This window comes from Blastomonas aquatica, from assembly GCF_014639875.1.
GTDB classification, from domain to species: Bacteria; Pseudomonadota; Alphaproteobacteria; order Sphingomonadales; family Sphingomonadaceae; genus Blastomonas; species Blastomonas aquatica.
The window spans coordinates 536358-557704 of the sequence record NZ_BMGD01000002.1 but is presented as its reverse complement, the minus strand read 5'-3'; the positions used below and the strand labels follow the sequence as shown (position 1 = coordinate 557704).

Sequence of the window (21347 nt, the reverse complement as noted above, 5' to 3'; positions counted from 1 at the left end):
CACCCTTCGTCCACCTCCCAAAATTGACCGATTGCAATCCCTCGCCACAGGTTTAATCATACGATTAAATGACGATCGGGCATGACCCGGCGGGGAGGATGGAGATCATGGCGTTTCCGACGCGGGCGGAAGATTTGAGCCAGGCGTGGCTGCAGGCGCAGCTCGATGCCGCTGGTGCGCTCGGCGGCGCACGGATCACGCGCTTCTCCACGACCTCGATCGGAACCGGCCAGGTGGGCGATACGGTTCGGATCGCGCTCGAATATGATCGCCCGGCACCCGGCGCGCCCACCTCGATCGCCGCCAAGCTGCCTTCGCGCGATGCCACCAGCCGATCAACCGCAGCGCATTTCCGGCTCTATCTGCGCGAAGTGAACTTCTATGCGCGGGTCGCCCCGCTGGTCGCGATCCGCGTCCCCAAGGTTTACACCGCACTGATCGACGACAACGGCAGCGACTTCATCCTGCTCTTCGAGGATCTTGGTCCGGCACGGGCTGGCGACCAGCTGTCGTCATGCACGCTTGCTGAGGCGCAACAGGCGGTGTGCCAGGCGGCATTGCTGCACGCTTCGACCGACGGTCTGCCCGTGCTCGACGAGGACTGGCTCCAGCCCGACGCACAGGCCCGCGATTGGATCATCCAGGCCTATCCCGGCGCGCAGGCGGTCTTCCGCGATCGCTATGCCGGGCAGATCGAGCCCGAATATCTTGCCATCTGCGAGGCGCTGGCGGAAAACGCGGTATACTGGTTCAACTTCCAGCCGTGCACCCGTTGCCTCACCCATGGCGATTTCCGGCTCGACAATATGCTGTTTGACATCCGGGGCGGCGCCGAGCCGATTGCGTTGGTCGACTGGCAGACCTGCGTTACCGGCGGCGGCACCAGCGATCTGGGTTATCTGCTCGGCACCGGCATCGGCACCGAATTGCGCCGCGCGCATGAGGACACGCTGCTCGATCTTTACTGCGCCGAGATGACCCGCCACGGCGTATCGCGCAGCCGCGAGGGGATCTATGACGATTACCGGATCGGTGCACTCTCGGGCCTGTCGACTGCCGTGTTCAGCACAGCGTTTGTCGAGCGCACCGATCGCGGTGACGCCAACTTCCTGTCGATGGCGCGCGGCGCATGCAGTCTCGCGCTTGATCATGACAGCATCGGCGCGCTGCTGCGCTATGCCAGCCCGAAAACGGAGACCACGACATGCTGACCAGGGGCGACGATTATCCGCTGCACCAGACCGCCGAGCCGATCGCCTATTCGGGCACGGACCGCAATTTCTATGACCGCTATTTCTTCAACGGCTACAACCCCGATGGCTCTGGCTTCTTCGCTTTGGCGTTTGGCGTCTATCCGCATCTCGACATTGCGGACGCCAGCTTCTCGTTCATTCGTAACGGCTTGCAGCACAATCTTCATGCCTCGCGCGAATTGGGCATGGAGCGGATGGAGATGGCGGTTGGGCCGATCCGCATCGAGGTGATCGAACCTTTGAAAGCTTTGCGCATCCACGTCGATGGCGAAGGGATCCGTGCCGAGATCACATTCACGGGCCGCGCCTTCCCGATAGAGGAACCGCGCTTCACCTTCCGCAACGGCCCACGTACCTTCATGGATTACACGCGGATGACCCAGAACGGGCATTATACCGGCTGGATCGAAATCGACGGCGAGCGGACCGAGTTGTCGCCAGGCTGTGCGGGCACGCGCGACCGCAGCTGGGGTGTCCGCCCGATCGGCACACCCGATGCGCAGCCGCATTCGGGTAGCGCAAGCCCTGCATTCTTCTGGCAATGGACTCCGGTCAACCTGCCCACCCGCAGCCTGTTCTTCCACTTGAACGCGCACCGCTCTGGCAGCGCATGGAACACCCGCGCGGTGATCGCGCCCGACAATGCGGCGCATGACGGATTCTTCGAGACACCTTCGGCGCAGCTTGAAACACAAATCGAAGCCGGTACCCGATGGCCCGCGGGCGGTACGCTGACGGTTCAGACCGAAACCAGCCCGCTGGCCGTCAACTTCGAGCCGATCCAGCGCTTCCAGATGCGCGGGCTGGGCTATACCTGCCCGAAATGGGGGCATGGTCGCCATCACGGAGCCCTGGTGGTCGAACGCGCAAGCATCGATCTGGCCGCAATCGATCCGATGGCGCCGACGATGGACAATCTGCACGTGCAGATCCTGTCGCGGGTGACCACCAGTGACGGCGAGCAGGGCCTGGGTACCTTCGAGCAGCTGGTGCTCGGCCCCTATGATCCGTGGGGGCTGACCGGCTATGTCGATACGCCGGCCAGCCGATAGCGCGGGTTACTTTCGCGAAACGCGCACGTTCTTGGTGCGATAGACCTTTGGACGATGCCGCACGGGCGCAGTGTGCGTCGTCACCACTTCTTCGGTGCAATTGCAGCCCGGCGTGATCGTCACCGTGGTGATGATCGGCGGCGGATAGTAATAATAATATCCCGGCGGGGGCGGCGGATAGCCGCCGGGCTGACCGACAGGCGGCGGATAGCCACCACCTTGATAGGCACCGTGCTGGGCGAGCAGCCGCTTGCAGCGTTCGCGGTCCTCGGCCTTGTCGATCACCATTCCGGCGATCGCGCCAACGCCCGCGCCGATCAGCGTACCCCCGGTGCGGTTGCCGCGACCCGCGATGCGATTGCCCGCCAGACCGCCTGCAGCCGCACCGATGGCGGCTCCGCCCAGACCATTGTCACGGCGACAGGCCTCGAGGAACGCGGGATCGTAGTCACCCGCATAGGCGGGCGGCGCGACTGGCGGCGGGGCATAGCTTGTGCCGTATCCTCGCTGGCTTTCGCGTGCGAGCAGGCGCTTGCAGCGCTCGCGGTCCTCGGCCTTGTCGATCACCATCCCGGCGATCGCGCCCACGCCCGCGCCGATCAGCGTGCCGCCGGTGCGGTTGTCGCGCCCCGCGATGCGATTGCCTGTAAGTCCGCCCGCAGCCGCGCCGATCGCAGCGCCGCCCAAACCGCTGTCGCGGCGGCAGGCTTCGAGAAACGCCGGATCGTAATCAGGATCATGGCCACCATCATATTGCGTGGCAGGCGGGGGCGGAGGGGCGGCAACATAGCCGTCGTCATAATCGACACCGGGGGCAGCCTGGTTCGCGGTCCGCGCCCAATGCGTTCCGTGGACGACATCATCATTGCCCAGCAGCAGGTCGTCATCATAGTTATACGGATCATAATCGGGCGAGTAGGTCTGCGTGACACTGGCCTGCCCCGCCTGAACCATCGGCCCGCCCTGTGCGGCCGACCAGTTGACCCCTTGCACGCTGTCGAAGACCCGGCCGTTGCTGTCGGTCAGCACAGCATCGTCATAATAACGCGACCAACCAAAGCCCTGCGCCGGCCGCGCGAGGCCAAGGCGCTGCCAGTTGGTGATGATATAGCTCGGCGCAACCCAGACGCGGGGCAGCAGGAAACCCCGAAACGGGCGGACATAGGCCGGTGCACCTGCCGGAAAGCGCGCGCCGTAACCAGGAGGATTGGCCGGACCCCTGCCCAGCGCGCTGCTCGCCTTGAGGTCGATCTTGCTGGCCAGCGCGCGCGCAACCCCCGAGTCGGCGGCCTGGGAAGGCAGTGCCAACCCCAGCGAACCACCCAGGCAGGCGGCAATGGCGGCATGACGCACATAAGCAAAAGCGCGGGTCTTCATGGTTAACTCCCCTTGGGCAATCGGGCAGGCCTTTCTGGGAGCGCAGCAGATCTGCCCGTTCGCCCATCTGGCATGGTTAAGTGATTGTTACCATTTGCGAGAGGGGCGCACCATCGCACCGATGTAAAACCGGGTGCATCGCAGGGCAGTGTTTCAATTTGGGGCAAAGCAGGACGGCCGGGTTAACCAAGCCGTTCAGATGCGTCCTGCAAGCGTCTTTGCCAGCCTTTCGATCCCGGCGCGGTCATCGTCATCGAACCTTGCCAGGTGCGGACTGTCGAGATCGATGACATGCGTCACCTGCCCGTCATGGATCACGGGGACCACGAGTTCGGACTGGCTGGCGGCATCGCAGGCGATATGGCCCGGAAAGGCATGGACATCGTCGACCAGTTGGGTTTCCCCGCTTGCCGCAGCGGTTCCGCAGACACCGCTGCCCAACGCGATGCGGATGCAGGCGGGCTTGCCCACGAACGGCCCAAGCACCAGTTCGCCCTCGACCATCCGATAGAACCCCGCCCAGTTGAGTCCGGGCAGGAACTGGCCGATCAACGCTGCGACATTGGCCATATTGGCAACGCCGTCGCGCTCACCATCGACCAGCGCCAACGCTGCGCCATGAAGATCGTCATACAGCTGAGGCTTGGGAATGTTCTGATCTATTTCAAAGCTATACATGCTAATTCTTTCAAACGATGCGAATTCAGTCGAAGGAGACCCGGCCACGGTTCTTCTTGACCGTCGAGCGGTTCTTCTTGCCCGCGAGGCGCTCGGTCTTGCCGACGCGGTTGAGCCGCGATCGGGCACGGACCGCTGGTAAGTCATACGCTTCGGCCAGCATCGCGGCCACGCGCTCGCGCGCCAGCTTGCGGTTGGCTTCCTGAGTGCGGTGGTTGCGCGCCAGAATAACCAACTCGCCTTCTTGGTTGATCTTACTACCTGCCAATGATTTCAAACGGTTATACACCAAAGGTGGCAAACCTAGAGCGAAGATATTGACGTGCAACTGGACCGCAGTTGCCACCTTGTTGACATTCTGGCCGCCTGGTCCCGACGCGGTGATAAACCGTTCGGAAACAATGGCATGATCGGGGACGTTAAAGTCACTCATCGCCTGTTGCCTCGACCATGGCTTCGGCAATGACCGTCTGCTGGGTGCCAAAGCCCAGATCGGCGAACCTTTTCGGCATCGGCGCATGCGCCACGATCGGCGGCTTTTCGCCACGAGCCAGCACCAGTCCCGCTGCATGCAGCATCAGGCCTGACGGGAAGGACTTTCCATAAAACGGATCGCCCAGCAGCGGTTTGCCAAGCCCGTGAAGCGCATGAACGCGGATCTGGTGGGTGCGTCCGGTTTCTGGTCGGAACTCGACCAGCGTCATTTTGCCTGCAGTGCCTATCCGCTTCCAGTGGGTCACCGCGCGCTTGCCCGCCGCATCGGGCACGATCCGCCAGCCATCCTGCGCGGTGCTGGTCTTGCCCAGCGCGATATCGATTGTGCCACTGTCATCGACCAGGTCACCCTCGACGATCCCCAGATAGGTCTTCTCGACCTCGCCGCTTTCGAAAGCCGCGCCGAAGCGCTTGTGCGCCTTGGCGTGCCGCGCGAGCAGGAGGCAGCCCGATGTGTCCTGGTCGAGCCGGTGCACAGCTATCGGAGAGCGCTGGAAGCCGAAGCGCAACTGGGTGAGATAATCGTCGAGACTACGCCCGCCCCGGCGGGGCTGGGTGACGGGCAAGCCCGCAGGCTTGTCGATGACGATCGCCTCGCCATCCATGAACGGCAGCGTCTCGGCGACGCAAAACGCTGGTGTGTGGAAACCCATGATGCTCAGGCCGCCTCCGCCATATCGAAACTGCGCGCGAACAGCTCGATCGCACGCATCCGGTCGGCGTGGTAATAGGCATTGCAGGAGATCATCACCTCGTCCGCGGCAAACGCATCGACCAAGGTCTGGACCTTGTCGCGCACCACATCGGGCGTCCCGAAGGCTGCGATCCGCGCCTGCGCCCCGATGATCATCGCCTCGCGCTCGGTAAAGCCGATGTCGCGGCTTTCCTGCGGAGAGACCGCAGGCTGCTGCCCGCCGCCGAGCAACCGGGCGATGTTGAGGAAATAATTCTTGCGCAGCAGATCGGCGTAATCGGCATCATCACAGGCAAAAGCCGTGGTCGCCAGCATCACATACGGCTCGGACAGCGTCGCGCTGGGGCGGAAATTGTGGCGATAAAGCTCGGTCAGACCCGGGGTGGCATTGGGATTGATGAACAAGGCCAGCGCATAGGGCAGCCCGAGTTGTGCAGCGAGCACCGCGCTGTCCGGGCTTGTGCCCAGAATCCAAACCGGCACATCGCCTTCAGGCTCGGGGCTGAGCCGAGGGTCGTCCAGATCGCCGCTCATGTACCCGACAAGGTCGGCGACCTGCTGCGGAAAATCGCGGAACGATGGCGGGTGGGGGGCAGACAGCGCTGCCGCCACGCGCATCTCGCCGCCGGGCGCGCGACCGACGCCGAGATCGATCCGGTCGGGATAGAGGTTGCTAAGCACCGCAAACTGCTCGGCGACCTTGTACGCGCTGTAATGCGGCAGCATTACCCCGCCCGACCCGAGCCTGATCCTCCGGGTGCGGGCACCCATCGCGGCGATCAGGATCTCGGGCGCGCTGCCGCAAAGGAACCGGCTTGCGTGATGCTCTGATACCCACAGCCGGTGATAGCCCATCCGGTCGGCCAGTTCGGCCGCTTCCAGCGTGCCCCCCAGCGCAGTAGCGGCAGGGATGTCGGCGAAGCGTACCGACTGGTCGAGAAGCGAAAATTTTACCATGCCCTAGATGATAGGGCTTTTGGGGCAGGTCACAAGCCCTACGACATCTCCGCAGTCCGCGATCTGCCCGCATTGTTGCCGAACCCTTGACGCTCCAAGTGACAAGGCTATCGATCAATCTAGCTGGGCGTCTGGCTGGCGGTTGCCCCCGTCGCTCAGGCTGCGGTTGGGACCCGCCCGCGACGGGCGCTGCATCCGCTGCTGCTGGCGCTCCATCCGCTGCGGCTGACGTTCGATCCGCTGCTGTTGGCGCTCCATCCGCTGCGGCTGACGTTCGATCCGCTGCTGTTGACGCTCGATCCGCTGCTGCTGGCGCTGGGGCCGTTCGGTGCGCGAGGGAGCGCCGCCGGGCTGCGCCTGTGACGTAGGCTGGCGCATCGCCGGACGGCCTTCGCGGCCCCTCCCCTGCCGGCCATCGTTAGCTTGCCCACTACCTCGACCCTGGTTGGGCTGGCCCACGGCCCCTTGCTGGCGCTGCTCCCAGCGCTGCATCCGCTGCTGGCGATCCTGGGGGGTCGAACCGCCCATACGCTCGCGGTCATCGCGGCGGGTGCGCGGCACCGCGTTGGGAGTGTCGCGCCGCTCCTGCCGCCAGTCGCGACGGTCCTGCAACGTCTCGCGCCGATCCTGGCGGATATCGCGCCGACCTTCGCGCCGGTCCTGGCGGATGTCGCGCCGGTCCTGACGAATATCCTGACGATTGGCACGCCGCTGCTGCTGGTACTGGAAGCGCTGCTGGCCCCAATACCGGCGCTGGCGGTCCTGCATGGCAAAGCGGCGGCCGCCGGGGCGGTCATACACCCATGTGCCGAACCCGGGATAATAAAAGTTATCGAAATAGCCCCCGCCAAAACCGATCTGACCAAAGCCGAGCCCGGCGTCGCAGCCATAGAAGCTGTCCCAGGCGGCATAGCCGTCGCAATAGGGATCATAGCCTCCGGCAAAGCCGCCGCCGCCAACGCCAACCGAGACGCCGCCATAGCCGCCGTAATCGCCGCCGCCATAAGCGCAGGCCGAAAGGGACACCGCGCCCAAGGCGATGGCTGCAATGCGAACCGCACGGCGGCCGCTGTGTGTTATGAATGAAATTGGGGTCAAAGCCATGGTTTCCTGTCTCACCGCAAGTCCTGGCGCGGCGGGCCGGCGGAGCGGAGCCCCGATAATCTGTTCATACAAAACCCAAGTTGAATTAACGATGAATGGTTCTTGGGGGCAAGACAGCACTTGCTAACATTGATGTCAGTTGGTATTTAATGGATCGATTAAAACAGTGCAGAGGATTTCCAATGGCCACCGTACTCGCTCCCGATACACACGCCCCTCAGCGCGAAATGTTCCCAGACCACACTATCCAGCGTGACAGCGGCAACCCGCATTGGACCCGGCTGCAAAGCTCCAGCGCGCTCGACCACATCCCTGGCGAGGACGGCATGCCGATCCTGGGCGTGACGCTCAAGATGCTCGCCGACCCCGAGGCTTTCGGCAAGGCCATGCGCGAAAAATACGGCCCGGTCTATCGCACAAATGCCTTCGGGCGGCGGCAGGTGGCGCTGTTCGGGGCGGATGCCAACGAACTGGTGCTGTTCGATCGCGACAAGGTGTTTTCTTCCGAACAAGGCTGGGGGCCAGTTCTCAACCTGCTGTTCCCGCGCGGGCTGATGCTGATGGACTTCGACCATCACCGCGCCGATCGTCGCGCTCTTTCGATCGCGTTCAAGCCCGGGCCGATGCGCCATTATGCCGAAGCGCTCAACGAAGGCATCGGTGCGCGGGTGCTCGAATGGTCGAACAAGGACATCACTTTCTATACTGAAATCAAGAAGTTGACGCTGGATCTTGCGGCAACGTCATTCCTTGGGATCCCCTGGGGTCCGGAAGCCGACAAGATCAACACCGCGTTCGTCGATATGGTGCAGGCCTCGATCGGCGTGGTCCGTCGTCCACTGCCCTTCACCAAGATGGGCAAGGGCGTCGCGGGGCGCAAATTTCTGGTCGATTACTTCACCCCCGAGGTAAAGAAGCGGCGTGAGCAGCAGGGGCCGGACATGTTCAGCCAGTTCTGCCGCGCCACCCGCGACGATGGCAGCCTGCTCACCACCGACGAGGTGGTCGATCACATGAACTTCCTGATGATGGCGGCGCACGACACGATCACCTCATCGGCCAGTTCGCTGATCTGGCTGCTTGCCAAGAACCCCGAATGGCAGGACAAGATCCGCGCCGAACTGCTCGAGCACGCCCCGGCGGGTGCCCCTATGCCCTACGACTCGCTGCCCAATCTCGAACTCACCGAAATGGCGTTCAAGGAAGCATTGCGGCTGATCCCGCCGGTGCCTTCCACCCCGCGCCGCGCGCTCAAGGATTTCGAATTCGGCGGCTATCGCATTCCTGCGGGCACCCCGGTCAGCATCAGCTCGTCGTTCACGCACAAGCAGGAAGAGCACTGGCCCGATCCGCTGCGGTTCGATCCGATGCGCTTCACACCCGAGGCGACACGCGCCCGGCACAAATACGCCTGGGTCCCGTTTGGCGGCGGCGCGCATATGTGCCTGGGGCTGCACTTTGCGTATATGCAGATCAAGGTGCTGCTGCACCACGTGCTCAGCCAGCACCGGATCGTCATCGAACCCGGTTACAACCCCGCCTGGCAGGCCTGGCCGATTCCGCAGCCCAAGGACGGGCTGAAGGTGCGCTTCGAGAAAATCTAGCCCGCCCGCCTTCCCCGTCACCCCCGCGCACGCGGGGATCCTGCTACTCTTTCTAACGCGGCGGAAAAGCGGGATTCCCGCGTTCGCGGGAATGACGGGAGCAAAACGGGTTTTCTCTAGCGCTTAACGGCGTTAGGTGGCGGCAACAGACCATCACAGGAGACATCCCCGATGCCGCAACTCGTCCTCATCCGCCACGGCCAGTCGCAATGGAACCTCGAGAACCGGTTCACCGGCTGGTGGGATGTCGACGTGACCGAAAAGGGTGCGGAAGAAGCGCGCGCGGCGGGCCGGCTGATGCGCGACAAGGGGCTCGATTTCGATATCGCCTTCACCTCGCTGCAAACGCGGGCAATCAAGACTTTGAACTTGGCGCTCGAGGAGATGACCCGCCTGTGGCTGCCGGTCGAGAAGAACTGGCAGCTCAACGAGCGCCATTATGGCGGGCTGACCGGGCTCGACAAGGCGCAGACGGCGGCCAAGCATGGCGACGAGCAGGTGCATATCTGGCGCCGCAGCTTCGACATCCCGCCGCCGCCGATGGAGGCCGGATCGGAGTTCGATCTGTCGAAGGACCGCCGCTACGCCGGGATCGCCATCCCCAATGCCGAAAGCCTGAAAGACACCATCGACCGCGTGCTGCCCTATTGGGAAAGCCGGATTGCGCCCGAACTGAAAGCCGGCAAGCGCGTGATCATCTCTGCGCACGGCAACTCGCTGCGTGCGCTGGTCAAGCACCTGTCGGGGATCGCCGACGATGCGATCACGTCGCTGGAAATCCCCACGGGCCAGCCGATCGTCTACGAACTCGATGAAAACCTGGCCGAAGTGGAGCGCTATTACCTCAGCGAACGCTGAGCCCGCTCCGCCCGATCAGGCGGAAAAATGCGCGTCGTAATGGTCGATCTCGGTCAACAGATGCGCGATCTGATCAGGCGGGAGAAATGAGCCGGTAAAGCTGTTGCGCGCCAGCGTGCGCAACAGCTCGCGGGTAAGGTCAAGCGCGCCTGCGATCGCGTGGTAATTGGCGTTCACATAGCCGCCGAAATACGCCGGATCGTCCGAGTTCACCGTCGCCTTGAGCCCAGAATCGAGCATCTGCTTCACCGGGCTGTCGGCGATGTCGCCGATCACGCACAATTTGAGGTTGGAGAGTGGGCAGACGGTCAGCGTCATCCCCTCGCCCGCCAGCCGCGTGACCAGGCCTGCGTCTTCCAGCGCGCGGTTGCCATGGTCGATGCGGTCGACATGCAGCACGTCGAGCGCCTCGTGCACATATTCGGGCGGACCCTCCTCGCCCGCATGCGCGACAAGCTTGAGCCCCAAGGATTTCGCCCGTGCGAACACGTTGGCGAACTTGGAAGGCGGATGGCCGTTCTCCGACGAATCGAGCCCCACTCCCGCGATCCGCTCCAGATAAGGCAGTGCCTCGTCGAGCGTCGCCTGCGCCGCCGCCTCGTCGAGATGGCGCAGGAAGCACATGATCAGCCGCGAGGTGATTCCCCACTGCTTCTCGCCATCGGCGAGCGCGTCGCTGATCCCGGTGACGACATCTGCGAACGCCACGCCGCGTTCGGTATGGCCCTGCGGATCGAAGAATATCTCGACATGGCGGACATGGTCGGCATGCGCGCGTTCGAGATAGGCCCAGGTCAGGTCATAGAAATCCTGTTGGGTCAGCAGCACCGCCATCCCCTGGTAATAGATGTCGAGAAAATCCTGCAGGTTGCTGAAATTGTAGGCGTTGCGGATATCCTCGACACTGGCGAAGGGAATTTCCACGCCGTTGCGCTGCGCCAGCGCAAACAGCATCTCGGGCTCGAGCGAGCCTTCGATATGCAGGTGAAGCTCGGCCTTGGGCAGGCGGTCGATATAGGCGGTGCGCTGGTCAGGTGTCATGATCGCGTTATGCCAAGGCGGCGGTGGCTGTGCAATTGACCTGTTGGCTCGCTGTTTCGTTTTCCGGCGAAAGCCGGAATCCAGTGCGGTCACAGCGCAACGTCGCCCCTGGGCTCCGGCTTTCGCCGGAGAACGGCTATCACTCCCCCAATATAATGCTCGCCCCGGGTTTGTGCGCGCGGATTTCTTCCACCGTGAGCCCTGAAATCTCATGCGGGAAGACCAGCCATTGCTCGGTTTGGTGCACGCAGTAATCGGGTGTCAGATCGGTCAAATTGCGCGAGGGTTTGTAATAGACCGTGGCGATACGCCAGTCGTGCGGCATGTTGTAGCGGCACTTGGCGGCAAGCTCGTGGATGAATGCGCGGATCGAGCGGCCGCTGTCGAACACATCGTCGACCACTAGCAGCCGGTCCTCGGGGCTCAGCGTATCGATGAGATAGCCCAGCGCATAGACGCGCACGTCCTTGCTCTGCTGGTCGATGCCGTAATAGCTGGCGGTGCGGATGGCGATGTGATCGGCCTCTATGCCATGATAGTCGAGCAGCTCCTGCACAGCGATCCCCACCGGGGCCCCGCCGCGCCAGATCCCGACGATATGGGTGGGCTTGTAGCCGCTCTCGATGACCTGCATCGCAAGGCGATAGCTGTCCTCGAGCAGGCTGTTGGCGGTGATATAGAGCTTTTCGGTGGTCATTTGCTGGGCGGCCTTGCTTGGCAACGGGCGTTGCGCCTTCATGCCAGCGCAGCGGTTCCGGTCAACCCCTGCCCGCGCGCGTGATCACCACAGCCGCAATCGCCAGCAGCAAAATCGCGCCCGCTTCGAACAGGATCTTGTCGGGGGCCATGTCCTTGCCTTGCAGCACGATCAACCGCGCCAGCGCGGTGATCGCGATGAAGATCGGGTAGACAAACGGCGATCCGCGCCCGGTGTAGAACACCGCGATCATGCCAATCACTTCGGTGTAGAGAAACATCAGCAGGATATCGGCGAGCGAGATGGTTCGCGTAGCAACAATGTTCGCTATCTCGATACCTGCCGCGCCCAGCGTCATCAGCGCCACCAGGATCAGCAGCACATGCTCGATCAGATGAAAGCCGCGCACCGCCAGCGAGTCATCTGGAAGCACCGGCGCTGCGCTCGATGGCGGGGCGGAAGCATCGGATTGGCTATCGGGGGGCTGTACCATGGGGCAACGTACCACAAACCGGCCAGCGGCATAACCAACATGACACTGCCACTGTTGCCGTTTCCAGACGTGTGACAGCCAATACTTGCAGATGCAACAAAATCTGCATCATCCCGTCATCAGCCAGACGCGACCCCGGCCTATCCGCCGCTCCAGCCAAACAATGGCAGTCTTCATGGGGTTCCAAACAATGTCGAAATTCACCGGGTGCGCGCTGATTGCGCTGCAATTCGCCATGCTGTCTCCCGCCGCGGCGCAGGACATGCAGATGAACGATGCGGCAAATGCTGCTGATGCCGCCGATGGCGCTTCGTCAGACTTGATCATCGTCACCGGCACCCGGGACGCGACCCGGACCCAGTTTGACACAATGGCGCCTGTCGATGTGCTGTCGGCAGAAGGGATCGACAATGTCATCTCCGAAGACCTGTCGGATACGCTGGCGCGGCTGCTGCCCTCGTTCAACGTCCAGCGGCTTCCGGCTGCCGATGGCCAGGCATTCGTTCGCCCAGCCAGCCTGCGCAGCTTGTCGCCCGATCACACGCTCGTGCTGGTCAACGGTAAACGCTATCATCGCTCGGCACTGCTCGGCGGTCGCGGAGCGCAGGCGCCCGATCTCAACACCATTCCGACGATCGCGATCAAGCGGATCGAGGTGCTGCGTGATGGCGCCTCGGCCCAATATGGATCGGACGCGATCGCAGGCGTGATCAACATCATCCTCGATGACGAACCCGGAATGGAAGCATTCGGCCAGTTTTCGCAATATTATGAAGGCGATGGCAACAATTATCAGGTTGGCCTGCAGGGCGGGGTGGCGTTGGGCGACCGCGGCAGCATCGTATTTTCGGGTGAATACAGCAAGAACGCAGCGACATCGCGGACGCGCCAGCGCCCCGATGCCATCGCGCTGCAAGCGGCGCGCCCGGATCTGGCGATCCCCGATCCGGTGCAGCGTTGGGGTCAGCCCGAATCGCGGATCATGCGTGGCGCGCTCAACATGCGCTATGCGCTGTCCGATGCGCTGGAAATCTATGCCTTCGGCACCGCGACGGGCGGCGACGGAGTCACCGATTTCAATTGGCGCAACCCGGTCGCCACCGGAAACGTTTATGCCAATACCGCAGTGTTCCCTGGATTCAACTTCTCCAGCATCTATCCCGCAGGCTTTACCCCGCGCTTTGGTACCGAGCACGAAGACCTCCAAGCGGTCGCCGGTCTGCGCAGCGCAGACCGCGCCGATGACTTCACCTTCGATGTCAGTGCATCTGCTGGCCGCAGCCGGATCGATTATCTGATGTCCGAATCGCTCAATGCGTCGCTCGGCCCCAACAGCCCGACCAGCTTCTATTTGGGGCGGCTTGAACAGCGCGAGTTCAACCTCAATGCCGATTTCGTCTATCGGCTCGATGTCGGCGCGTTCGAGCCGATCAACATTGCCTTTGGCGGTGAACGTCGCGAGGAAACCTACACCGTAGAGGCAGGCGATTCAGCCTCTTATGCGGTCGGTCCGGGCGCAGTAGCGGGGCTCGCGCCCAACTCCAACGGCTTCCCGGGCTTTGCCCCCAACCAGGCAGGAAGCTTCAGCCAGGAAAGCTATGCCGGCTATCTTGATCTGGAATGGCGTCCTGCCGAGCCGCTGACATTTGGCGTCGCGGCCCGCTATGAAGACTTCTCCAATTTCGGCGACACGTTCGACTACAAACTGTCGGCGCGCTTCGAACCGGCACAGGGACTTGCGATCCGCGGCGCCTATTCAACCGGCTTCCGCGCGCCAACACCTGGCCAGTCGAACACCTCGAACACCTCGCAAGGGCTCGACACCACAACCCGCCAGATCTTTACCCGCGGGCGGCTTTCGACCAACGATCCGGTTGCCATCGCTCTGGGCGCTAAGCCGCTGCAACCCGAACAGTCCGAAACCGTCACCGCGGGTCTGACCTTCCAGTCGGCCTTCGGCCTGTCTGCCAGCATCGATGCCTATCAGATCGATGTGCGCGACCGGTTTGGCCAGTCGAACGCATTCGCAGTTCCCGCCGGTGTTCCCAACCCGCTGCAGTTCACCTCGATCAGCTATTTCACCAACGATTTCGATACCCGCACGCGCGGTGTCGATGTGGTGATCGCGTATTCTTCCGCTTTGGGCGAAGGCACACTCAATGCGCGGCTGGCCTATAACTACAACCAGACCAGGGTCACCAACGGCACCAGCGTGACGATCGGCAACGATACCCAGCGCCGCCTGTTCGAGGAACGCCTGCCGCAGCATAATGCCACCGGTTCGATCGGCTATTCGATCAGCGGCTTCAACGTCACCGCCAATGGCCGCTATTACGGGGCGTGGACCGACTCGAGCGGCAATGCCACCGGAGATATCTTCCAGCGCTTCGGTTCGATCGTGCTGTTTGACGTCTCTGCAGGCTATCAGTTCAGCGAGAACCTTTCGGTCAGGGTCGGCGCGGAGAACGTCTTCAACACCTATCCCGACGAAGCCACCAACCAGGCGGTGCGCGGGCTGATCTATTCGCGCAACGCGCCCTACGATACCGATGGCGGCCAATATTATGTTCGCCTGGGCGTGCAGTTCTGACGCATACAGCGGCATGACCATCAATCGCAGAACCTTGATGACGGGCGCAGTGGCCATCGCTGCTGCGCCCCTCGCCTCAAATATTGCGGAAGCAGCGGACGGCTTCGATCCCGCCGCTGCCGCCGATAACGAGGCGTATTGGGCGCAGGTCGCCGCGCAATATGATGTCACCGACGCGGTCATCCAGCTGGAAAACGGCAATTGGGGGATGATGGCGCGCCCGGTGCTCGAACATTATCAGCAACTGGTGGCCCGGGTGAACCGCGACACCAGCTTTTACGCCAGGCGCGGCATGGGCCGCGACCTGATGGCCGCGCAGCACAGCCTCGCGGCTGAATTGGGCGTGGATACGACCGAAATCGTGTTTACCCGCAACGCGACCGAAGCGCTCAAGGCGCTGATCGGCAGCTATAACCACATTGGTCCGGGTAGCGCGGTGCTGTATGCCGATCTCGACTATGACAGCATGCAGGTCAGCCTGGTCAATGCGGCGCGATTGCGCGGTGCACGCGCGGTCAAGATCGACCTGCCCGAGCCTGCAACGCATGACGCGGTGCTGGCGGCCTATGAAGCAGCGTTTAGCGCCCATCCCGATCTGAAACTGGTGCTGCTGACGCATATCAGCCACCGGACAGGGCTGATGCTGCCGGTTCGCGCCATCGCCGACATGGCGCGAGCGCGGGGGATCGATACGATCCTGGACGCTGCGCACAGCCTGGGCCAGGTCGATTACCGGCTGCAAGATCTGGGCGCAGATTTTGTCGGCTTCAACCTGCACAAATGGATCGGCGCGCCGCTGGGCGTGGGCGCGATGTACATCCGCAACGGGCGGCTGGGCGCCATCGACACTGACATTGCCGAAGATGTCTCCGGCAACGGCGGCATCCGGTCGCGGGTGCACACCGGAACTGTCGATATGGCCGCGCTGTTGTCCCTGCCCGCCGCGCTGGATTTTCAGGCGGCGATCGGTGGCGGAGCGCGTGAGGGCCGGCTGCGCGCCTTGCGCAATCGCTGGGTCAGTCAGGTGCGCGGTCACCCCGATATCGCCGTGCTCACCCCGGACGACCCACGAATGCATGGCGCGATTACGTCATTCCGGGTGCGCGGTTGCCTCTCCGATGCAGACAATCGGGGGGTCGCCCAGGCCCTGCTCGACCAGCATGGCATCTTCACTGTCCAGCGCGGCGGCGTCGCCAGGGGAAGCTGCGTGCGGGTCACGCCTGCCTTGTGCAACACTATGGCCGATGTCGACGCATTGGCGAAGGCGTTGCTCGAGCTTGCGCCAGCCATGGCCAAAGCCTGAACCGCCTCAGGCGTTGATCCACCAGCGGATCACATAAGCGACAACGCCGATGACACCGACTGACATCAGCCAGATGGCGGCCATCCAGCCGAGCTTGTGCGCCAAGGGCCGCGCATCGCCGCGATTGGGGTCGTCATGGCCCTGCGCCATCAATGATACCCCTCGTCGCCGACCTTGCCGCGGAACACCCAGTAGGCCCAACCGGTATAGCCGATGATCAAGGGCACGATGAACAAGGTGCCGACCAGCATGAACATCTGGCTGCTGGGATGCGTCGCCGCATCCCAGATCGTCACCTCATCGGGAACGACATAGGGGAACATGCTGATGCCGAGGCCGATCATGCCCAGCAGGAACAGCGCAAGCGTCAGCAGGAACGGCGCGTAGTCGCGGCGCTTTTTGAGCGCGCGATAGAGCAGGAAGGTGATCAAGGCGACAAGCACCGGAACCTGCGCTGAGAACAGCACATTGGGGAAGGTGAACCAGCGGTTCCAGTATTCTCCCTCGAGGAACGGCGTGTACAGGCTGACCGCACCCAGCGCTATCAGCGTCGCTGGAAACAGCTTCCAGCTCATCCGGAAGGCGTGGTCCTGCACCACTCCTTCGGTTTTCATGACCAGCCAGGTCGATCCGAGCAGGCCATAGCCGATCACCGTGCCGATGCCGGTGAGCACCGAATAGGCGCTGAGCCAGTCGAGCCAGCCGCCGGCATAAGCACGGCCGTCGACCTCGACGCCCTGCAGCAGCGCACCCAGGGTCACGCCTTGCGCAAAAGCGGCGACGAACGAGCCCGCAGTGAACGCAAAGTCCCAGAACGGCTGATGGCTGGGATCACGCCAGCGCCCCTCGAACGCCACCCCGCGCAGCACCAACCCCAACAGCATTGCGATAATCGGCGGATAGATCGCTGGCAGGATGATTGCATAAGCAAGCGGAAACGCCGCAAACAACCCACCGCCTCCCAGCACCAGCCAGGTCTCGTTGCCATCCCAGACAGGTGCAACCGAGTTCATCGCCTTGTCGCGCTCTGCTCCCCGCCCCAGCGCCGGGAAGATGATCCCGATGCCCAGATCAAAGCCATCCATCACCACATAAGCGAAGACGGCAAAGGCGATGATGAACGCCCAGACGATCGTCAGGTCGATGTTCATGCGCCTTCCTCCGCCATCGTGCCGCTTTGTCCGCGCCGCGTGCTGTCGGCGGACGCAGGGGTAATCCCTGCGGTCCGAAGCGGTCCCGAAGCAGCCGCCTCTTCATGCCCGGTGGCAGGCTTGTTCATCAGCTTGAGGATGTACGCCGTGCCCGCGCCGAACATGATGAAATAAGTGATCACGAACGCCAGCAGCGACGCGCCAACGGCGGGCGCGGCGAGCGGCGAAACGCTGTCGGCGGTCGTCAGCAGGCCATAGACTGTGTAGGGCTGGCGGCCGACCTCGGTGGTCACCCAGCCGGCGATCACCGCGATAAACCCCGACGGTCCCATCACGATCGCGGCGCGGTGGAGCCACGTCGAGTCGAACAGCTTTCCGCGTGCCCGCGCGATCAGGCTGAACACGCCGATCCCCAGCATCGCAAAGCCAATGCTGACCATGATCCGGAACGACCAGAACACGATCCCAACCGGCGGCTGCTCGTCCTCTGGAATGGTATCCAGCCCGGCGAGCGGTGCGTTGAGGTCATGCTTGAGGATCAGCGAGGACGCCTTGGGAATTTCGATGGCATAATCGACGCGCTTTTCGGCGCTGTTGGGAATGCCGAACAGGATCAGCGGCGCACCATTGGGGTGGCTGTCGTAATGCCCTTCCATCGCCATCACCTTGGCGGGCTGGTACTCCAGCGTGTTGAGCCCGTGCATGTCACCTGCGAAAATCTGCAGCGGGGCGACCAAGGCCGCCATCCACATCGCCATCGAAAACATCCGCCGCGCGCGAAGATCGGCCTTGTCCTTGAGCAGATGCCATGCGCCCACCGCACCGACCACGAACGCCGTGGTCAGATAGGCGGCCATCACGGTGTGGACGAGACGATAGGGAAAGCTGGGGTTGAAGATTATCGTCAGCCAGCTGCCGGCGGGCACGAACTGGCCGTTGGCAGCGATTTCGTATCCGGTCGGGGTCTGCATCCAGCTGTTGACGCTGAGGATCCAGAACGCCGAGATGAACGTGCCGATTGCGACCATCAAGGTCGCGGTGAAGTGTAGCTTGCGCCCCACCTTGTCCATGCCAAACAGCATGACGCCCAGAAATCCGGCCTCGAGGAAAAACGCGGTCAGCACCTCATACGCCATCGGCGGACCCAGGATCGGGCCAGTCCGGTCCGAAAACACCGACCAGTTGGTACCGAACTGATACGACATCACGATGCCCGATACGACACCCATCGCAAAGGCGATCGCGAAAATCTTGCGCCAGTATTTGAATAGATCGAGATAAACGTTGTTGTTGGTCTTGAGCCAAAGGCCCTCAAGCACCGCAAGATAACTCGCCAGCCCGATCGAAAAGGCGGGAAAAATGAAGTGGAAGCTTACTGTAAAGGCAAACTGGATCCGCGCCAGCAAAAGGGCATCAAAACCGTCGAACATCGGCGCGACCTCCTATTTCGATCTGCCAGTGGAACAACGTGACTTCTGCCTAGAAGTCCGCGCCACCAACTGTCAGGCGGTATTAAACCGCAAACCCGTGGCGGCAATGTGACATATTGTCCCGGAGACCGACGATAATCCAAGTTATCGGTCGGCGAAAATGCCAGCGCAGCCAGATCAGACCAAATGGTCTAGGCGCGTAAAGCCTTCTCGAACAATGCCAAAGTCCTTTCCCAGGCGAGCTTTGCCGCTGCCTCATCATAGCGGGGCGTGGTGTCATTGTGGAAACCATGGCTCGTGCCAGGATAAAAATACGCCTCATAGCTCTTGGCGTTCGCCTTGAGTGCCGCCTCGTATGCAGGCCACGTCGCATTGACCCGCTCGTCGTTCTCGGCAAAATGAATCAGTAGCGGTGCCTTGATTGCCGGAACATCCTCGGGTCGCGCCTGCCGCCCGTAAAACGGCGCTGCCGCCGCCAGATCGGGATAAGCGATTGCAATCGCATGACACACACCGCCGCCATAGCAGAAGCCGGTGACCCCTACCTTGCCAGTCGAGCCTTCATGGTCGCGCAGATATTCGAACCCGGCGAAGAAATCCTCCATCAGCTTTGCCGGATCGAGCGATGCCTGCATCGTGCGGCCCTCGTCATCGGTGCCCGGATAGCCCCCCAAAGACGTTAGACCGTCCGGTCCAAGTGCCAGATAGCCCGATTTTGCCAGCCGTCGCACGACATCCTCGATGTACGGATTGAGGCCGCGGTTTTCGTGCACGACCAGAACCGCGGGCAATTTGCCTTTTGAAACCTTGGGCCTTGCCATCAACCCGCGCACGGTACCGTGACCTTCGGGGCTGAGATATTCGACCCGCATGGTCTCGATCCCCGGGTCATCGGGCGTAACCTGCTGCGCCAGCGCGTAATTCGGGCGCAACTGGTTATAGATCATCAGGCCCGTGACACCGGCTGCAGCAAACTGCCCTGCCTGTTGAATGAACTCACGCTTGCTCAGCTTACCATGCACGTAACCATCGAAAATCTCGAGGATATGCGGATGAAAATCACTCGCCCGCATCTGACGGCGGGGTGCGCCTGCGCCGACAGTATCATCAGTTTCGGTCATCGTGCTATCCCCGGATGTCATATGGCCTCTGGCCGTTGCGCCAGGCGCAGATCATGACCTGCCCGCACCAAGCTGCAAGCGTAAATAGTGCAGATGGTTCCAAAAAACCCAGGCCCATACCCGTCCGGGAGCTTCATGCCCGACAAATAGACCGTTCAGTCTGGAGTTCGAACACTCGGTCTATTTTTCCACTCGCCTAGCCTCGTTCGACCATGGCGCAAAGCATAGCCGTGGTCAGCGACACTGGAGTGTTGTCGCGGCGGCAGCGCGCCAGCAGCATCGCGCCTTCATGCGCAGCGATGATGGTTGCCGCGATATCGCGCGCCCGCGCGACGGCTACGCCCTCTAGCATCAACCATTTCGCCAGACGCATCTCGATCCGCTGATAGGCGATTCGCACCGCGTCGGCGAGCGGCCCGTCGCCACCGCCATGTTCCTGTCCGACGACCGCGAGCAGTGACCCGTCGCGCCAGTCGGTGCGCTCAAGCCAGGCAGCCGATTCAGCCCCGAGCTTCTGCAAAAATGCAATGATATCAGCGCCTGAGGCCGATGCATCGTCCAGTGCGGCCATGGTGCTGGCGGAAATACGGGTGATGCAGGCTTCGGCCAGTTCCTGCTTCCCGCCGGGAAAGTGGTGATACAGTGAGCCTTTGGGCGTCTCGGAAAGCGCCAAAATTTCGGCAAGACCGACCGCATGATACCCCCGCTGCTGAAACAGCCGTGTGGCGACCTGCAACAGCCGCAGCCGGGTGGGATGGATAGCCGCAGCCTCACTGGCTGATGCAGCAGAAGGCGTGCGAACCGCACCATCGGTCGAGACAAAAAGCATCATAGACCGATCCGTCTAGCGCTTGCACCGTTCAGGTCAAGCAGGGTCATCTCAAGCCTCGCTATCAGCCTGCACCGACAACAGCGATCAGCGCCAAGGCCGTTGCAACCCGGCGCTCGGCTCCGTTGTCGTCAACCGCCAACACCCGCGCCTCGACCGATACGTTGCGCTTGCCCTGCTTGATCACCGCTGCATGGACACAAAGCAGCGCGGTGGTCGCAGGCGCGTGAAACTGCAGCGTATAGCTGGCGGTGACGACATCGCCCGCCACCGTCGCTGCGGCCCAGCTGCACGCAGTATCGGCCATGGCGCCAATGATCCCGCCGTGTACAAAGCCGTGGTGCTGGGTCTGATCCTCGCGCACATCGAGCTCAAGGCAGACCTGGCCACCACCGGCAGCGATCAGGCGCATGCCACTCCACTGGTTGAATCCCGACGATTGCGAGGAGGCTCGCAAACAAGCCTCGGCCTTTGGATCAGCATAAGACAGATTATTCATTCAACTAGCCTCCAGAATGTGCGCCGTAGTTAACCCGACCAGTCGGTACACCGACTCGATAAACCGACTGGTCTATTTGTCAATTGCGATATTGGGTGCTGCAAGCAGCCGGTTGGCACCG

General features: G+C 62.4%; 21 protein-coding genes. 6 read left to right on the top strand and 15 right to left on the bottom strand.

What is annotated here, in order from left to right:
• The first annotated feature begins 68 nt into the window (after positions 1-68).
• Together IEW00_RS06785 and IEW00_RS06780 are read left to right on the top strand one after the other, a co-directional pair.
• A complete protein-coding gene (locus IEW00_RS06785) occupies positions 69-1211 on the top strand; it encodes a phosphotransferase (RefSeq protein ID WP_229736867.1) in 1143 nt (380 codons plus the stop codon).
• On the top strand, positions 1205-2305 hold the full coding sequence (locus IEW00_RS06780) for an Rv3169 family protein (protein WP_188513604.1): 1101 nt from the start codon (positions 1205-1207) through the stop codon (positions 2303-2305). The genes IEW00_RS06785 and IEW00_RS06780 overlap by 7 nt, the downstream gene beginning before the upstream one ends.
• Positions 2306-2311: 6 nt before the next feature.
• On the opposite strand, the gene IEW00_RS17480 is transcribed toward IEW00_RS06780, so the two are convergent.
• The 6 genes from IEW00_RS17480 to IEW00_RS06745 all read right to left on the bottom strand — a co-directional run bounded on the left by IEW00_RS17480 (position 2312) and on the right by IEW00_RS06745 (position 7610).
• The gene (locus IEW00_RS17480) at positions 2312-3682 is read right to left on the bottom strand and encodes a glycine zipper 2TM domain-containing protein (RefSeq protein ID WP_229736866.1); all 1371 of its coding nucleotides are present in this window, start codon (positions 3680-3682) and stop codon (positions 2312-2314) included.
• Between the two features lie 195 nt (positions 3683-3877).
• The gene (msrC, locus tag IEW00_RS06765; protein ID WP_188513603.1) at positions 3878-4360 is read right to left on the bottom strand and encodes a free L-methionine (R)-S-oxide reductase MsrC; all 483 of its coding nucleotides are present in this window, start codon (positions 4358-4360) and stop codon (positions 3878-3880) included.
• A 25-nt stretch (positions 4361-4385) separates the two neighbouring features.
• The gene (gene arfB, locus IEW00_RS06760) at positions 4386-4793 is read right to left on the bottom strand and encodes an alternative ribosome rescue aminoacyl-tRNA hydrolase ArfB (protein ID WP_188513602.1); all 408 of its coding nucleotides are present in this window, start codon (positions 4791-4793) and stop codon (positions 4386-4388) included.
• Positions 4786-5508: an RluA family pseudouridine synthase gene (locus IEW00_RS06755; protein WP_188513601.1), complete on the bottom strand. Its 723-nt coding sequence runs from the start codon at positions 5506-5508 to the stop codon at positions 4786-4788. The genes arfB and IEW00_RS06755 overlap by 8 nt, the downstream gene beginning before the upstream one ends.
• A gap of 5 nt (positions 5509-5513) precedes the next feature.
• Positions 5514-6506, bottom strand: a complete 993-nt coding sequence (locus tag IEW00_RS06750; RefSeq protein WP_188513600.1) for an LLM class flavin-dependent oxidoreductase — start codon at positions 6504-6506, stop codon at positions 5514-5516.
• A 114-nt stretch (positions 6507-6620) separates the two neighbouring features.
• Positions 6621-7610, bottom strand: a complete 990-nt coding sequence (locus tag IEW00_RS06745; protein ID WP_188513599.1) for a hypothetical protein — start codon at positions 7608-7610, stop codon at positions 6621-6623.
• 227 nt (positions 7611-7837) lie between these two features.
• On the opposite strand from IEW00_RS06745, the gene IEW00_RS06740 reads away from it, so the two are divergent.
• Together IEW00_RS06740 and gpmA are read left to right on the top strand one after the other, a co-directional pair.
• On the top strand, positions 7838-9214 hold the full coding sequence (locus tag IEW00_RS06740; RefSeq protein WP_373282611.1) for a cytochrome P450: 1377 nt from the start codon (positions 7838-7840) through the stop codon (positions 9212-9214).
• A 171-nt stretch (positions 9215-9385) separates the two neighbouring features.
• Complete coding sequence (gpmA, locus tag IEW00_RS06735) at positions 9386-10072, top strand: 2,3-diphosphoglycerate-dependent phosphoglycerate mutase (protein ID WP_188513597.1); 687 nt, start codon at positions 9386-9388, stop codon at positions 10070-10072.
• A gap of 15 nt (positions 10073-10087) precedes the next feature.
• On the opposite strand, the gene IEW00_RS06730 is transcribed toward gpmA, so the two are convergent.
• The 3 genes from IEW00_RS06730 to IEW00_RS06720 form a co-directional block, all read right to left on the bottom strand.
• Positions 10088-11113, bottom strand: coding sequence for an adenosine deaminase (locus tag IEW00_RS06730; RefSeq protein WP_188513596.1), 1026 nt, complete (start codon positions 11111-11113; stop codon positions 10088-10090).
• 139 nt (positions 11114-11252) lie between these two features.
• Positions 11253-11852, bottom strand: a complete 600-nt coding sequence (locus IEW00_RS06725; RefSeq protein WP_505625245.1) for a phosphoribosyltransferase — start codon at positions 11850-11852, stop codon at positions 11253-11255.
• Between the two features lie 19 nt (positions 11853-11871).
• The gene (locus tag IEW00_RS06720) at positions 11872-12303 is read right to left on the bottom strand and encodes a phosphate-starvation-inducible protein PsiE (protein WP_188513594.1); all 432 of its coding nucleotides are present in this window, start codon (positions 12301-12303) and stop codon (positions 11872-11874) included.
• Between the two features lie 235 nt (positions 12304-12538).
• Here IEW00_RS06720 and IEW00_RS06715 point away from each other — a divergent pair, with 235 nt between their 5' ends.
• Positions 12539-14893, top strand: a complete 2355-nt coding sequence (locus IEW00_RS06715; protein ID WP_373282595.1) for a TonB-dependent receptor plug domain-containing protein — start codon at positions 12539-12541, stop codon at positions 14891-14893.
• 13 nt (positions 14894-14906) lie between these two features.
• Positions 14907-16196 (top strand): aminotransferase class V-fold PLP-dependent enzyme, encoded by a 1290-nt coding sequence (locus IEW00_RS06710; protein ID WP_188513592.1) that lies wholly within the window; start codon positions 14907-14909, stop codon positions 16194-16196.
• A gap of 6 nt (positions 16197-16202) precedes the next feature.
• Here IEW00_RS06710 and IEW00_RS06705 read toward each other — a convergent pair whose 3' ends face one another.
• The 6 genes from IEW00_RS06705 to IEW00_RS06680 all read right to left on the bottom strand — a co-directional run bounded on the left by IEW00_RS06705 (position 16203) and on the right by IEW00_RS06680 (position 21139).
• Entirely contained in the window at positions 16203-16346 is a 144-nt protein-coding gene (locus tag IEW00_RS06705) for a DUF2474 domain-containing protein (protein ID WP_188513591.1), read from the bottom strand.
• Complete coding sequence (gene cydB / locus IEW00_RS06700; RefSeq protein ID WP_188513590.1) at positions 16346-17347, bottom strand: cytochrome d ubiquinol oxidase subunit II; 1002 nt, start codon at positions 17345-17347, stop codon at positions 16346-16348. The genes IEW00_RS06705 and cydB overlap by 1 nt, the downstream gene beginning before the upstream one ends.
• Complete coding sequence (locus IEW00_RS06695) at positions 17344-18777, bottom strand: cytochrome ubiquinol oxidase subunit I (protein ID WP_188513589.1); 1434 nt, start codon at positions 18775-18777, stop codon at positions 17344-17346. The genes cydB and IEW00_RS06695 overlap by 4 nt, the downstream gene beginning before the upstream one ends.
• A gap of 191 nt (positions 18778-18968) precedes the next feature.
• Positions 18969-19898: a YghX family hydrolase gene (gene yghX, locus IEW00_RS06690; RefSeq protein WP_188513588.1), complete on the bottom strand. Its 930-nt coding sequence runs from the start codon at positions 19896-19898 to the stop codon at positions 18969-18971.
• A gap of 196 nt (positions 19899-20094) precedes the next feature.
• Complete coding sequence (locus tag IEW00_RS06685) at positions 20095-20730, bottom strand: TetR/AcrR family transcriptional regulator (protein ID WP_229736865.1); 636 nt, start codon at positions 20728-20730, stop codon at positions 20095-20097.
• Positions 20731-20791: 61 nt separating this feature from the next.
• Entirely contained in the window at positions 20792-21139 is a 348-nt protein-coding gene (locus IEW00_RS06680) for a PaaI family thioesterase (protein ID WP_188513587.1), read from the bottom strand.
• Positions 21140-21347: the final 208 nt, after the last annotated feature.